The organism is Stenotrophomonas maltophilia (assembly GCF_002799155.1).
GTDB classification, from domain to species: Bacteria; Pseudomonadota; Gammaproteobacteria; order Xanthomonadales; family Xanthomonadaceae; genus Stenotrophomonas; species Stenotrophomonas maltophilia_R.
Genome location: NZ_NERD01000002.1, coordinates 3,225,607 through 3,240,285 on the forward strand (window position 1 = coordinate 3,225,607; position 14,679 = coordinate 3,240,285).

13 protein-coding genes are annotated in these 14,679 nt (G+C 66.7%); 5 read left to right on the top strand and 8 right to left on the bottom strand.

Annotated elements, in window-relative coordinates:
- Positions 1-68: 68 nt before the first annotated feature.
- Genes B9Y82_RS15470 through B9Y82_RS15475 form a run of 3 tightly spaced genes read left to right on the top strand, consistent with a single transcriptional unit; the run spans position 69 to position 2,187 of the window.
- Positions 69-707, top strand: a complete 639-nt coding sequence (locus B9Y82_RS15470; protein ID WP_100473918.1) for a hypothetical protein — start codon at positions 69-71, stop codon at positions 705-707.
- The gene (locus tag B9Y82_RS20935) at positions 704-1,066 is read left to right on the top strand and encodes a hypothetical protein (protein ID WP_238381619.1); all 363 of its coding nucleotides are present in this window, start codon (positions 704-706) and stop codon (positions 1,064-1,066) included. The genes B9Y82_RS15470 and B9Y82_RS20935 overlap by 4 nt, the downstream gene beginning before the upstream one ends.
- Positions 1,042-2,187 (top strand): XVIPCD domain-containing protein, encoded by a 1,146-nt coding sequence (locus tag B9Y82_RS15475; protein ID WP_238381620.1) that lies wholly within the window; start codon positions 1,042-1,044, stop codon positions 2,185-2,187. The genes B9Y82_RS20935 and B9Y82_RS15475 overlap by 25 nt, the downstream gene beginning before the upstream one ends.
- Positions 2,188-2,267: 80 nt before the next feature.
- Here the strand turns inward: B9Y82_RS15475 and B9Y82_RS15480 are convergent, their stop codons facing one another.
- A complete protein-coding gene (locus B9Y82_RS15480; RefSeq protein WP_100473919.1) occupies positions 2,268-2,603 on the bottom strand; it encodes a hypothetical protein in 336 nt (111 codons plus the stop codon).
- Between the two features lie 3 nt (positions 2,604-2,606).
- Positions 2,607-3,641: a S41 family peptidase gene (locus B9Y82_RS15485; protein ID WP_100473920.1), complete on the bottom strand. Its 1,035-nt coding sequence runs from the start codon at positions 3,639-3,641 to the stop codon at positions 2,607-2,609.
- A gap of 163 nt (positions 3,642-3,804) precedes the next feature.
- Between B9Y82_RS15485 and B9Y82_RS15490 the strand changes: the two genes are divergently transcribed.
- On the top strand, positions 3,805-4,083 hold the full coding sequence (locus B9Y82_RS15490) for a hypothetical protein (RefSeq protein WP_238381621.1): 279 nt from the start codon (positions 3,805-3,807) through the stop codon (positions 4,081-4,083).
- A gap of 163 nt (positions 4,084-4,246) precedes the next feature.
- Here the strand turns inward: B9Y82_RS15490 and B9Y82_RS15495 are convergent, their stop codons facing one another.
- The 6 genes from B9Y82_RS15495 to B9Y82_RS15520 form a co-directional block, all read right to left on the bottom strand.
- Positions 4,247-7,273, bottom strand: coding sequence for an autotransporter outer membrane beta-barrel domain-containing protein (locus B9Y82_RS15495; protein WP_100473921.1), 3,027 nt, complete (start codon positions 7,271-7,273; stop codon positions 4,247-4,249).
- Positions 7,274-7,568: 295 nt separating this feature from the next.
- Complete coding sequence (locus tag B9Y82_RS15500) at positions 7,569-8,636, bottom strand: acyltransferase family protein (RefSeq protein WP_100473922.1); 1,068 nt, start codon at positions 8,634-8,636, stop codon at positions 7,569-7,571.
- Entirely contained in the window at positions 8,636-9,784 is a 1,149-nt protein-coding gene (nagA, locus tag B9Y82_RS15505; RefSeq protein WP_100473923.1) for an N-acetylglucosamine-6-phosphate deacetylase, read from the bottom strand. Before nagA ends, B9Y82_RS15500 begins: the two co-directional genes overlap by 1 nt.
- Positions 9,784-10,812 (bottom strand): SIS domain-containing protein, encoded by a 1,029-nt coding sequence (locus B9Y82_RS15510; protein ID WP_100473924.1) that lies wholly within the window; start codon positions 10,810-10,812, stop codon positions 9,784-9,786. Before B9Y82_RS15510 ends, nagA begins: the two co-directional genes overlap by 1 nt.
- A 7-nt stretch (positions 10,813-10,819) precedes the next feature.
- The gene (locus tag B9Y82_RS15515; RefSeq protein WP_006391719.1) at positions 10,820-11,887 is read right to left on the bottom strand and encodes a LacI family DNA-binding transcriptional regulator; all 1,068 of its coding nucleotides are present in this window, start codon (positions 11,885-11,887) and stop codon (positions 10,820-10,822) included.
- 39 nt (positions 11,888-11,926) lie between these two features.
- Complete coding sequence (locus B9Y82_RS15520) at positions 11,927-13,213, bottom strand: sugar MFS transporter (protein ID WP_100473925.1); 1,287 nt, start codon at positions 13,211-13,213, stop codon at positions 11,927-11,929.
- A gap of 375 nt (positions 13,214-13,588) precedes the next feature.
- On the opposite strand from B9Y82_RS15520, the gene B9Y82_RS15525 reads away from it, so the two are divergent.
- The gene (locus tag B9Y82_RS15525; RefSeq protein ID WP_100473926.1) at positions 13,589-14,605 is read left to right on the top strand and encodes a glucokinase family protein; all 1,017 of its coding nucleotides are present in this window, start codon (positions 13,589-13,591) and stop codon (positions 14,603-14,605) included.
- Positions 14,606-14,679 lie beyond the last annotated feature (74 nt).

Consider the following 14,679-nt stretch of genomic DNA (forward strand, 5'->3'; position numbering starts at 1 on the left):
AACCGTGCCCCGCAGTAACCCTGAAGAGGCGCCCCCCGTAGTACCTCAATAAGCGACACGGACCGCTCATGCTGAAACCCTCCCCCCCCCTCACTCACGTTGTGTTGATCGCCTTGATCACACTGGCCGTTTCTGGATGCAACAAGGAACGCTCATACCCGGTCTATCGCGAGAATCCGGCACCCAAGGATGCGCTACCGATTGTGATTCGGGTCCACGATGCACCTGTGGAGCTCGCTCTCCCGAAGGTTTTCGTCTCCTACGAGATAGATCCGCTCTGCCTCCCGCCGATCAACAACTACGAGGGTGTGCAGTACGCCCCCCAACGGCAGTCAGTAGAGTTCCCAGTACAACGTGTCAGTGCAACCGAGTTCAGCAGCACCGTGTTCGAGGACGGCATGGCAGTCGCTGACTATTACGGGCGCGGGCCATGCGAATGGAAACCCAGCATCATTCGAGCTTCATTCCCAGTCATTTCCGAGGGACACGAAGGCTTCATATCAGTTGCCGTCCACCATCTCGAACTGAAGAAACTACTCACGTCGATTTCGTACGCAGACAGTCAAATGACCCTGCAAACAGCGAGTTCGACGCCGGGGTGGGTGCGAACGCAGTCCCAGTATAGCTACGACAGATTGTCTGATATCGAGAAGCAGAAGTACTTTCCCATAGAGATATCGTCTCCTTCGAAAGGATTCGTCCCATGAGACCTCTAACCAATGCAGCCCTGGCCAATGCAGCCTACTCCCCACCGTCACATCCAGCCCCAGGTGATAAGGAATCGCTGCGCGTTGATGGTGAAGACTTCGAAGTTCTAGGGCGGCGTGATGCAGCCAGCGGCTATCAAGGCGTTGTGTACCGGAACATCAAGACCAACGAGATCATCATCGCCCATCGAGGCACCGAGTTTGATCGCCAGGCCATACTTGATGGCGGCGTCGACGCAGCGATGGTCAGCGCCAGAGTCAACGCACAGATTGATGATGCCCTCGTACTGACCAAGCAGGCAATCAAGCAAGCTGAGAAAACGGATATGGTCCGGTGTACGTCACTGGACATTCCCTAGGCGGCGCACTCGCGCAGATCACTGCCCACCACTACAACCTCCCGGGCGACGCCTTCAATCCCTACGGCGCTGCCGGGTTGGCGTATCGCCTGCCTGAAGGCCAGCCGGCCAATGCGGCGCCCTTCACCAACCATGTGATGGCGGGCGACCTGGTTAGTGCGGCCGGCCCTCATTACGGCAAGGTTGAGATGTACGCGCTGCCCAAGGAACTGGAGGTCCTGCGCAATGCCGAGCAGGGCCAGCGCATCGCCTCGCTCGGATCGCTTGGGATGAAAAGCGGCCATGTCATGCCCGCTGCGGTTGCGGTCCAGTTGGGTGATTCCCATCGAATGGTTCACTTCATTGACCGTATGACCGACAAGGGTCCATTGCAGTCCGTGCTGGACGACCCCGAGGCGCGGATCACAGATGCGGAGGACCTGCGCCGGATAGTGGAGTATCGCAAAGACATCCACCAGTTACGCCTGGGAGCGACCGTACTTGTCGGCGGTGGCCCTGGACTCCTGCGCGACGGGGTCAATTACCTTCGCGGCACCGAGGAAGCCGGAGCATACGTCCGTCGCGAAGCCGAAGCCGTGCAGCGCGCAGAAAACCCATTGAAACCAGGGGAGCGTTTGGTCCAAGAGGCGACCGAAATGGGCTCGCCCTCTCTGAGCAACCCAGGCTTCGCTCCCAAGAGCTCATTGCAGGAGAGCATCGAATCAACCTTGGACAAGGCAGGCCTGGATCCCAGAACGGAAGGCCACCCAGACCATGCGCTCTACCGGCAGATTCGCGATGGTGTATCGGCCGTGGATGCCAGGCACGGGCGCAGCTTCGATGAAACCAGTGAGCGTGTGACGGCCGGCCTGCTTGCAACGGCCAAGCGCAGCGGCCTGGAACGCGTCGATCATGTTGTCTTGGGCAACACCCCCAGCGATGGTTCAGGCCCTCGCATGTTCGTCGTGCAGGGAGCGCTCGACAATCCGGCACACCTGCGGGCATCGATTGCGGTCAGCGAGGCCGTCAATACACCCGTAGAGCAGTCGCTCGCCAAGGTCGAGCAGATTTCGCAGGCACATCAGGTCGCTCAGCAAGAGCAAACCCAAGAGCAGACCCGAACAGCGATGCGCCTGGGCTAGGCCAGCGTGAATTGCTTGGCTCCACCCGAGGCTAGCGCCCACTGGAACGGCCTGCTGAGGCTATGTCGGCCCCCCTCTCCCTAGGAGGAATACAGGTTCCGCCACATCCATCCGGCCACCGCCAGCGCGGCGACCACCACCAGCATCAGCGGCAGCCCGAAGCGGTGCCGCCACGGGATCGGCACCCCGCCCAGCTGCTGGTCCATGGTCTCGGTATCGAGCACCCAGCCGTGCTCGCAGCGGGTGCAGGCCAGTTCGTAGCGGCGCTGGTAGGTGAAGCCAAACAGCAGGTCGATGCGCGCCATCTTGTAGCGTAGCTGCAGGGCGAACTCGGTTTCCGCCTGGCAGCGCAGGCAGTGGTGCGCTTCGGTGGGGCCGACGATCACCACCCGTTCCTGTTGGCCGATCAGGATCATGGGTCAGCGCGCCTGGCAGGCGGGCTGGGCCAGCAGCCAGGCCTGCGCGGCGGCCACGGTAGCTGCATCACCTTCGATGCGCTGGTCCGGTTCGATCTTCAGCCCATCCCCCTGGCCGTTGCGGTCCTGCATCACGCTGGTGGTCAGCAGCAGCGCGCTGCCATCGACCAGCGGCCGCATCACGTTGGCGGTGGAAAGCCCCGAGGTGGCCAGGCCAAAACTGCGCGTCTGCGGGCGACCGCGGAAGGCAAGCACGGTCGCTTCGCCGGAACTGGCGGTGCGCGGCCCGGTCAGTACGGCCACGGGCGCTCCCGGGTGCTTCAGCAGATGGCCGGGCCCGCCAAGATCGATCCGCACGCGCCCGCCGAGGCGCACGCTGGTCGTAGTCAGCTGCCAGCGCGACGGACCGTCCACAGTGGCGAAGGAACCCACGTCCTCTTCGGCGCCGGGCGTGGTCCGCAGCAGCGGCGCCGCGCCCAGCAGCATCGGCCACATGTTGCCGCCGGTGTTGCCACGCAGATCAACGATCCAGCCGCAACGGAGGCCGCTGTCCTGGTCACGGATGATCGCCTGCCAGCGCTGCGCACGTTCCTTCATCTGCTGATGCGCGGTAGGGCCCTGCATGACACCGTAGCCCCCGATCTCCACCCGACCGATGCGCGGGTCCAGTGATTCAGCCGGGGCAGTCGTTGCGCCCGAGGCTGGCGCCGATGCGCCATTGGCGCGCGCCAGGCGCTCTGCCTTCGCCTGCAGCTGCTTCGCGCTGATCCAGGCACCATGCCCTCCGGAACTGCGGCCGGTGGCCTCCCGCAGCAGCTCGCGGGTCTTGGCCGGATCGTTCTGCGCCGCCTTCAGGCGCGTACGGATGGCGGGCCAGTCCACGCGGTCGCGGTGCAGCGATTCCTTCTCAAGCATGTCCAGCAGCTGGGCCTGCGCCTGTGCTGTCGGCAGGTCGATGGCATCCGGGGCGGCGGCCTGTGCGCTGCTGCAGAACAAGACACCCAGTGCAGCGGCCATCACGCGGAGATCAAGAGGCATTCGACGTTCCTTCGTCGTGGATGAGTACCGCAGCATACGCGTTCGCCACCATCGTTGTGTGCCGGCTTTGGCATGCGCCGTGCGGGAGGCGATTTACCGTTGCTCATGGAAGATGCGCTGACCGAAGCCATCGAGCAGGCGCCCATCCGCATTCTTCGCGCGGTTGCGTGGTATCGCGGAAAGCCACGCTGCCGATGGCCAGCCCTGGCGCGAACGGCACCTCAGCGAGGCGCGTCGCCGGGAACTGGCCAAGGCTACGCGCTGCCTAGCTGCATTGTCTGCGTGCGGCGGCATGTTGCTCGCGGCGCAGCCGGCCCGCGAGATGGAGGATGCGCCGGCGCAGTGCCTGCCGCAGGTGGAGGAAGGCCTGCTGCACGCGGTGGTGGTGCTGGCCGATCATGCAGGTGGGCCGGAGGCACCGGGTGCGCGCGCGGCATCGTGACGCCGCTGGATTCGTGTCGACCAAGGTCGACACCCACCAGAGCGGATTATGGCGCCGGTTGGAATCCAGAGCGGATCGGCGCGTCGGTTGGAACCCGGAGCGGATCATGGCTGTGATGGGGTGAGTGCCGACCCAGGTCGGCACCTACCCAAGCCTGCGGTTGTCACCAATCCGCGCGCAGGCCGATGTTGCCTTCAATGATGCGGCGCTTCTCGTTGCGGTCGCTGCCCAGCTCGCGCGTGTAATCGGCCACGGCATAAGCGCTGATGGTGCGATTGAAGCGACCTACCACACCCACACCGGCTTCCAGCGCGCGCGAGCGCTGCGAATTGACGATCACGTCGTCGTCGAAGCGGATCCGATCTTCGCCGGAACGGCCATGCCAGTAATTGAGCTTGAAATACGGCTGCCAGCCGTTGTCGGCCAACTGGTAATCACCGGCCAGGCGCAGGCCGACGCGGCCGGTCCAGGCGTTGTCGTTGTCGAAGCGCACGCTCGAAACCTCATCGCGGCGGTCATCCAGCGAGGTGCGTTGCCAGATCACCTGCACCTGCGGTTCCAGCCACCACGCGGACTGGCCAAAATGCAGCAGCGGCTTTCCCGCTTCCACCGACGCACTGGTGCCGTCGCCGCTCAGGCCGAAGCCGAGCCCACGCGAGGAACGCACGCGGCCGTCGTAGCGGCTCTGCATCGCCACCGCGTCGATGTACCCCCCGCTGCTGTCGGTGAGCGTCCAGTACAGGCCCACGTGCTTGTCGTCCAGGCGGTTCTGGCCCACCTGCACGTTCTCCCACCCCAATGCCAGGCCGGTGGTCTTGCCCTGCGCGCGGGTGCGGCCGACAAACACGCCGATCTGGTTGCGATGGTTGTCAGAAGCAGCGGCCCACACATCCAGACCGGCCTGCAGGCCCATCACATCGCCATCGAAACCCGGCTGTGCATCGCCCTTCCAGTGGATCTCGCTGCTCTGGCCCACCAACCGGCCCCAGGCGGTGCGGAATGCGCCCTGGTTGTACAGCAGGCGTTGTTCGCCCTGCCGCTCGTGGAACGTGCCGAGACTGGCCAGTGAAGTCTCGCGCAGCAGTGGCGGCACCACGGCGTAAGCGGCGGTCTCCACGCGGTACAGCGGTACCACTGCCCCTTCGGCCGGACGTGCACCCGGCGTCGGCGGTTGCCCGGTTCCGGGCAATGCACCGCCGGCCACAGGCACGTCCGGCACTGCCGGATCGCTGGGCGGCGCCACCGGTGCCGGTTCCGGCGGCGGCGGTGGCGGCGCGGTCTCGCCCGCGGTCAGGTCCGGATCGGTGGCGCCTTCGGGCGGCGGCGGCGGTGCCGGGGTGATCGGCGGCGGTGGGGCTACCGGCGGCGTCAATGGCGGTGGCGTGGCACTGCCGCCGCCGTTGGGTGCCGGCGTCGGCCCGGTCACCAGCGTCGAGCGCAGGTACCAGTTCTCGCTGGTACCGGCACTGACACCGCCCTTGAACAGGAAGTACTCGTAGGCACCGGCCGCGACCGGTGCAAACAACGAAAACGCGCCCGGCGCGGTGCGGCCACCATTCAAGGCCTGCACCACCAGGATGCCATCGGCCAGCGTGGCCGCGCCGCTGCCGCCCGCATTGAGCACACCGATGCCGGTAGTCCCGGTGGCAGTACCGCCATCGATCACCAGGCGGTCGCTGGTGGAATCGTCCGCACCCAGCACGGTGCGCAGGTACAGGCCACCGCCATCACCGCGATAGTTGCCACGCACGGTGAACACATCGCCAGCGCCAGTACCGGTCAGGTCGATACGCCCGGCGTTGACCATCTCCACCAGGGCACCACCGTTGAGCGGACGGATGGCGTGGCCACCACTGCCCGCGTAGACGGTGCTGGTGTCATCTACGGTCAGCGTGCCAGTGCCGGTTGCGCTGTCGCCGAGCACCAGGTCGCCATCGAAGGCCAGTTCGGTGCTGTTGGCCAGGCGGATCGTCTCCCAGTTCTGGAATCGGCCCACGCCCTCGGTCTTGACGTTGCTGAAGTTGAGCTGGTCGATGCCGCTGCCACCGTCGAACAGCGGCACTGCACCGAGGTTGCCCTGGTTGAGGTTGCTGAAGTTGGCCACGTCGTTGTCCGGGCCCATGTCGATCGCGCCGTAGACGATGCCGCCGCCATTCCAGTTGAAGGTGTCGTCACCGGTACTGAGCAGCACCTGGCCGCGCACGGTGCCATCGGTGATGGTCACGCTGTCGGCGCCGCCACTGACGCTGATGTTGCCGCCGATATACGCCGTACCCGAGATGATGATGGTGTCGGTATCGAAGCCGGTCACCACGTTGCCGTCCACGGTGCCGCCGGACTGGTCCCACAGGTTCTTGTCCAACTTCATGTTGACGCGGCCGATGCGCCCACCGGTCATCCACGCCTGGTCGCCATCCTCGAACGCGCCGATGATGCGGCCAGCGCTCATGCGGAACGTATCGATATTGTCGCCCTGCTGCAGCGCGCCGATCGTGCCGCCACTCATGACGAAATCGTCGCGGCCGCTGCCCTGCGCCACCACGCCGGTGACGGTGCCGCCGGTGACGGTCAGCTGGTCATCGCCATTGCCCTGGTCGACGCTGTCGATGGTGCCATTGCTCAGCAGCAGCACATCGTTGCCGTCGCCCTGCAGGACACCGCCGGAGATGCTGCCTGCCTGCATCTCCAGGCGATCATTGCCGGCGCCGAACTGCACGCCGGTGCGCCCACTGATCGTTCCGCTGTTGACCAGCACGCTGTCGCCTGCGCCAACGAACTGCAGGGCCGTGTTGTTGCCGGTGCTGATGCTGCCGGTATTTTCGACGCGGCTGCCACCGCCCAGCTGGACCGCCACACCGCCCGCCGAACTGATCGCGCCCTGGTTTGACAACAGGTGGCCGCCTGCACCGACCAGGGCGATGGCCGACCCACCACCGCTTTGCTGCAACTGGGCACCGTTGGCGACGTTGACGGTGATGCCGGCCGCGCCATTGGCGGTGACGGGAACGGTCTGCGGATTCGGCGCGTTGGCGTCGCAGGTGACCGTCTGGCCGGCGGCCGGGGTGGCATTGTCACAGCCGGCCCAGGCGGCACTGGCGGTCAACAGTATGACGGACGGGACGGCCAGGGCCTGCAGCAGGGAAACAGTGAGGCGGCGTGGACGGAAAGCGCGCGGGGCGGCACGGGACATACAGTACTCCTGTACAGGGGATCAGGAACTGCAGAACTGCGCGGGCAGTGTGACGTGTGGTGAACGGTTTCGATAGGTGAATTTGCGTGCCACTTATCACAGTTCAGATTCGAACCTGATCGGGCATCACTTCGCTTCTACCTGGCTGAAATCGTTCATCTTTGCAGCGATCATGAATCAGTGGAGAGCATTTGCGCATGGCGTCATCTACCGGACATTCCACTTCCACCGCGCCACCTCCATCGCGTTCGCCCCGTGTACAGGCCGAACCGCGCCATGCATGGATGACGCGCCATCAGATCTTCAGATAGATCTTCCGCCGGTCCAGCCACCACGCCACACCCCACCACAGTGCGACGAACGCCAGCGCCTGCAGCATCGACGCCAGTTCCAGTGCCTGCGGCATCACGTTGGCCAGCTGCTGCCAGATCCAGCCCCAGGCGCCGGTCGCCATCAGCACCACCGACATCACCGATGCCCCCAGATACGCGGTGATCGCGTTGACCCCGAAGCGCCGGCCCAACGCCGGCCAGCCCTTCTGGTCGATCAGCACGTGCCCCAGCCACAGCGCCAGCGCGGCCAGGCCGCCGGTCCACAGCACATAGCTGGGCGTCCATAGCTGCTTGTTCAGCGGCAGCACCGTAGCCAGCAGCAGGCCCAGCACAGCAGTCGCCACACCCAGCCCGGCCAATGCTGCCGGACGCCCGTTGCGCAGCAGGCCACCGGCAATCAGGCCGAGTACGGTGCTGGCCAGGCCGCCCAAGGTGCTCAGCAATCCTTCCGGGTCATGACCGAGCCCGGTATCGGCGTGCCACTGGTAGATCCACGGTGCGAACAGCGTGGTATCCAGGCGGCTGGCCGGGTTGGTCCATGGCGCCAGATCACCGATACCCAGCAGCAGCACGGTATACCCCACCAGCAGCGTGACCAGCACGGCCGCCTGTGCGCGCGGGCGGGCATACACGGCCAGCACGCCCACCAGCGCCGCACATGCCGCAATCCGCTGCAGCACGCCCCAGATGCGGAAGTGAGGGGTGTGCAGTGCCCACCAGATCAGCAGGTGCAGCAGCGCACCGGCCACCAGGATGCGCAGCGCGCGCTCCAGTACGCCGCGCGCCAATGCCGGTCGCGCCACCGCATCCCGCGCACGCGGTGCCACGCTGAAGGCCATCGACACGCCGACCAGGAACAGGAAGAACGGGAACACCAGGTCGGTAGGCGTGCAGCCGTGCCATTCCGAATGACGCAGCGGCGCGAACACCGCACTCCAGTCGCCCGGGTTGTTGACCAGCAGCATTGCCGCCACGGTGATGCCGCGCAGGGCATCGATCGAGCCCAAGCGGCGCGGCGGCATACCATTCATCAGGCGGCCTCGTACTGTCCGGCAATCCAGGTGCCGCGCACCTGCAAGGCGTCATCCAGCAGGACCAGGTCGGCCTGGTAGCCCTCGGCGATGTGGCCGAGGCGGTCGTCGACGTTGAGGAACTGCGCCGGGTAGGTCGAGGCCATGCGTGCGGCTTCGGCCAGCGGCTGGCCGAGCAGCTGCACGGTGTTGCGCACGGCGGTGGCCATGTCCAGCGCAGAGCCGGCCAGCGAACCGGCGGCATTGCGCACCACGCCATCGATGGCAGTGATGGTTTCGCCATACAGCACGTAGCTGGGATCATCCGCACCGACCGGCGGCATCGCATCGGTCACCAGCAGCAGGCGGCCGCGCGGCTTGGCCGCCAGTGCCACGCGCAGGCTGGCCGGATGCACATGCACGCCATCGACGATGATGCCGATCCAGCTGTCGCGGTCTTCCAGCGCAGCGCCCACCGCGCCGGGCTCACGGCCCTGCAGCGGCGACATCGCGTTGTACAGATGGGTGAAGCCACGCACGCCGGCATCCAGGCCGGCACGGATTTCTTCGTAGGTGCCTGCGGTATGCCCAGCGGCAACGATCACACCGCGCTCGACCAGCGCACGGATGGTCTCCAGCGGCACGCGTTCGGGCGCCAGGGTCAGCAGGGTCACGCCGTTGTCGAGCGATGCGGCCAGCGCGATCTCCTCTTCGTCCGGCACGCGGAACTTGCTGGCATCGTGCGTGCCCTTGCGGGCCGGCGCGATGTACGGGCCTTCCAGATGGATACCGATCACACCCGGCACACCCTGCTCGATCGCATCGCGCATCGCGCTGATGGCTTCGCGCATCACGCCCACGTCGTCGCTGATCAGCGTCGGCAGCATCGCGGTGGTACCGAAGCGGCGGTGCGCCTGCGCGATGGTGCGCAGCGACGCCACGTCCGGCGTGTTGTTGAACAGCGCGCCGCCGCCACCATTGACCTGCACGTCGATGAAGCCGGGCAGCAGCCAGCCACCGCCCAGATCGACCTGCTCGGCCGCCTGGCCCAGCTGCGGCGCTGCATCGGGCAGCAGCGCGCTGATGCGGCCATTCTCGATCACTACCGCCAGACCGTCGCGGAACTCATCGCCCGCAAGGATGCGGGCGTTGCGCAGGACCGTTGCCATTACACCGTCTCCGTAACCTTGTTCAGGTGCGGCGGCAGGTCCGGGTTGAAGCCACGGCGCAGCGCCAGCGCATTGATCGCGCGATAGAAGCTCTGCACGGTCAGCAACGGTGCGCACAGCGGATGCGGCGCGGCAGCCACCGGCAGGTTGCCACCGGCACCTGCCATCCACACCTGCGCGCCGCGCGAAGTAAATTCTTCGACCACCGCACGGGTACCGGCGCCGGTCTCGTCCGGCTGGGCGAAGGCCAGCACCGGGAAACCGCGATCGACAAGGGCCATCGGGCCATGCTTGACCTCGGCCGAGCTGTAGGCTTCGGCATGCAGGCTGCACGTTTCCTTGAACTTCAATGCCGCCTCCTGCGCCGCGCCCAGGCCCAGGCCACGGCCCAGCACGAACAGGTTGGTGGCATCGACCAGGCCCTCGGTCACCGCACTCCAGTCGCACTGCCAGGCCTCGCGCATCGCGTCCGGCAGCAGATCCAGCGCCGCACGCAGGCTGCTGTCCTGCTTCCAGTACGCGGCCAGCTGCAGCAGTGCCGCCAGCGAAGCCAGGTAGCTCTTGGTGGCCGCCACGCTCTTCTCGGCACCGGCATGCAGCGGAATGACCGTATCGGCCAGCTGCGCCAGCGGCGAATCCTCGACGTTGACCAGCGCGACCACGCGCGCACCGGCGGCCTTGGCAGCTTCCGCATTGCGCAGCAGGTCCGGGCTCTTGCCCGACTGCGAGATGACGATGAACAGCGCACCACGCAGCTGCAGCGGAGCAGCGTAGACCGACCCCACCGACGGCGAGGCCGAGGCAACCACCAGGCCCAGCTGGGTCTCCAGCAGGTACTTGCCATAGGTGGCGGCATGGTCGGAGCTGCCGCGTGCGCAGGTGACCACGAACGGCGGCGGCGCGGCGCGCAGGCTGGCGGCCAGGGTTTCCATGGTGGCGTGGTTGCGCGAGAACTGGCGCGCGACCACGTCGGCCGCTTCAGCGGCCTCGGCAAACATCAGGGTGGCAGTGGGGTCTGACAGCGACATGGCAGGCTCAGGCAGGATCGGAAGGAAGGGGGCGTGCGCCGGCCGGGCGCATCGGCGCGGTCGAACCGCGCACCACCAGCTGCGGCACGAAGCCCTGGTTGTGCAGCGGTGCCGGCGCATCGTCGTAGGCATCGCTGCGCAGCTGCGCGATCAGCAGGCGCGCAGCGTGGCGGGCGATGTCCTCGGTGGCCTGCTTGGCGGTGGTCAGCGGCGGCCACGACTGGCGGGAGAACGGGCTGTCCTCGAAACCGGCAATCGACAGGTCATACGGCACGTTCATGCCGGCCGACTTCGCGGCGGCCAGCACGCCGGCGGCGATTTCGTCGTTGGAACCGAAGATGGCGGTGGGCGGCTCGCGCAGCGCCAGCAGGCGGCGCGCGCCTCGGAAGCCATCGTCGAAGGTGTAGTCGCCCTGCACCACCAGGTGCTTGTCCACGGTCATGCCGTAGTCCTTCAGCGCGGCTTCGTAACCGGCATAGCGCTCGCCCGAGGACCGGTGCGAGATGCCGCCCCAGAGGAAGCCGATGCGCTGGTGACCCAGCTGGATCAGGTGCTCGGTGATCTCGTAGGCGGCCTCGCGGTCGTCGACGAATACGCAGGCACCGTCGGCCGGGTCTTCGGTGGCCGCAATGATGCGCACCAGCTTGATGCCACGCGCGGTCAGCGCCTGGATCAGGTCGCGGCGCTCGGACATCGGCGCGGTCAGCACCAGCCCGGCCAGCCGCGAGCGCTGCACCCAGTCGGCCAGTTCATCGGCCAGCAGCGGCGAGCTGGAATCGCAGGGATGGATCTGCAGGCCGAAGCCGGTCTCGCGGCACGCAGCGAGCACCCCGTTCTGCACGCCGATGATGTGGTACGGGTTCGGGTTGTCGTAGACCAGCCCGATCACGAAGGTGGTGCCGCTGCGCAGGTTGCGCGCGGACGGATCGGGCTCGTAATCGAGCTCGGCGATGGCACGCAGCACCCGTGCACGGGTGGCCTGCATCACCGAAGGTTCGTTGTTGATCACCCGCGAGACCGTCTTCAGCGAGACCTTGGCCTTCTCCGCAACGTCCTTGATGGTCGCTCTGCGCATGGGTTTTCCCTCGGGTTGGCTGCCGTCCATCATCGCCGATCAGCGCTCCTGCGGCAGGCCGGCGCGATGGCCGATCACCGAGTAGAACAGGATGTACAGGTAGCACGGCACCATCAGCAGCACGAACACCAGCTGGAAGTCGATGTGCTGCTTGAGCACGGCGAACAGCTGCGGAATGATCGCGCCACCGGCGATGCCCATCACCAGCAAGGCCGAGCCGGTCTCGGTGAAGCGGCCCAGGCCGCGGATCGCCAGCGGGAAGATCGCCGGCCACATCATCGCGTTGGCGAAGCCCAACAGGGCCACGAAGGCCACCGATACGTAGCCGTGGGTGGCCCAGGCGCCCAGGCAGAACACCACGCCCAGCACGGCAGAGAAGGTCAGGTAGCGCGACTGCGAAACGACCTTGGGGATCAACAGCAGGCCGACCACATAGCCGACCAGCATCGCGCCAAGGGTAAGCGAGGTGAACATCTTGGTCTGGTCCAGCGGCAGGTCGAAACCATGGCCGTAGGTACCGATCGCATCACCGGCCATCACCTCCACGCCCACGTAGACGAACAGGCACAGCACGCCCAGCCACAGGTGCGGGAACTGGAAGATGCTGCGGCGCTCGGCGGCACCGGCAGCCGCCGGCGTGGCGTTGGCTTCGGACGACTTGATTTCCGGCAGCGGCGAGAACAGCACCGCCACCGCCAGCACCACCAGCAGCGCAGCCATCGCCAGGTACGGGGTGTGGATCTTGGCGGCAAACTCGTTCAGCAGCGCGGCCTTGGTGACCGCATCTGCCGCCTGCACCTGCGCATCGAGGTCACCGATGCCGTGCAGCACCAGCGTGCCGATCAGCACCGGCGCCAGCATGCCGGCGATCTTGTTGCAGATGCCCATCAGCGCAATGCGGCGTGCCGCCGTCTCGATCGGGCCGAGGATGGAGATGTAGGGGTTGATCGCGGTCTGCAGCAGCGCCAGGCCGCTGCCGATCACGAACAGGCCGCCGAGCGCCCCCGGATACCAGCGCTGGGTGGCGAACTCACCGAACAACGCGGCACCACCGGCCATCACCAGCAGGCTCAGGCTCAGGCCCTTCTTCATGCCGGTGCGGCGCAGGATCCACGAGGCCGGCAGGGCCAGGAAGAAGTAGGACAGGTAGAACACCATCAGCACCAGGAAGGCGCCGACCTCGCTGAGTTCGAAGGCGAGCTTGACGAAGGTGATCAGCGGGCCGTTGAGCCAGGTGAAGAAGCCGATCAGGAAGAACAACACGCCGACGATGGCGATGGAGGTGGCCACGTTCGGGCGCGCGCTTGCAGCGGGGACGGCGGACATCAGGAGGGCTCCTGCGGCGACGGCCGCAGAACGCGGCGTCGGAGAGTGGCTGGGAACAACGTTGTCACATTCTTTCGATGGACAACCGCGGTTTGTCAACTTCCGTGCACGCCCCCATCAACCTCGTGCTGCACTGCGCAAGCCGATTGCCGCGCACCGCACTGAATGCGCGATAGCCCTTGAACCCCATGCGGCAACGGTTCCCGTGTGAATCCAGCACTCACGTCATGTAAACGTTTACTGCCTGCCGCATTCGTTGCGGCGCAGCAACGAAAGTGTCACGAACTCGTTGACATCGTTGTCAGCAGGGTTACAGACTCCGCCCCAATCGCCGCCCCGATCCCGGGGTCGGCCCCACCTGCAGCAGGAGCCCGCGTGACCGCCAGCCACCCCGCCCCGGCCCATGTCCTGTCCCGCGTCGCGCCCTCGTTCCTGGCCGCGGACGTCGGTGGCACCCATGTGCGCGTGGCCCGGGTCCAGGCCAGCGGTGATGCCGCCCACCCGGTGCAGGTGCTGGAGTACCGCAAGTACCGCAATGCCGACCACGCCGGCCTCAGCGCGATCCTGTCCGACTTCCTCGGCGAAGGCCCGCGCCCGGCACACTGCGTGGTCGCCAGCGCCGGCTATGCCCGCGAGGACGGCACCGTGATCACCGCCAACCTGCCGTGGCCGCTGTCGGCCCGCCAGGTGGAAGCGGACGTCGGCCTGCAGCGGGTCTACATCGTCAACGACTTCGAAGCGGTGGCCTATGCCGCTGCGCAGGTGGACGCCAGCGGCGTGCTGCACCTGTGCGGGCCGGACACCGCCGCGCGCGGCCCGACCCTGGTGGTCGGCCCTGGCACCGGCCTCGGCGCCGCGCTGTGGATCCCCACCGCGCATGGCCCGGTGGTCCTGCCGACCGAAGCCGGCCAACCGACCCTGGCCGCCAGCACCGAACTGGAAATGGCCATCGTCCGCCACATGCAGCGCGACCGCGCGCACGTGTCGATCGAACACGCGATCTCCGGCCCGGGCCTGATGAACCTGTACCGCGCGGTATGCGCGCTGCAGGGCCAGGCGCCGACCCTGGCCAGCCCCGACGCGGTCACCGCTGCGGCCATGGCCGACAGCGATGCACATGCGCGCCAGGCGCTGGATGTGTTCTGCGGCCTGCTCGGCAGCACCATCGGCGACATGGCGCTGTTCTACGGCGCCCATGGTGGCGTCTACCTGGCCGGCGGCATCCTGCCGCAGATCCGCGAGTACCTGCACGCCAGCACCTTCGTCGAACGCTACCTGCAGAAGGGGCCGATGGGCGAAGCGCTGGCACGCATCCCGGTGAAGGTCGTCGAACACGGCCAGCTGGGCGTGGTCGGCGCTGCCAGCTGGTACCTGCAGCAGTCGGCCGCCTGACACCGCAACAGGCTTCAACGCAATCGCAGCACGCTGTACGTGGCACGCCAACGCACGGGACTTCGCCGCCGCCC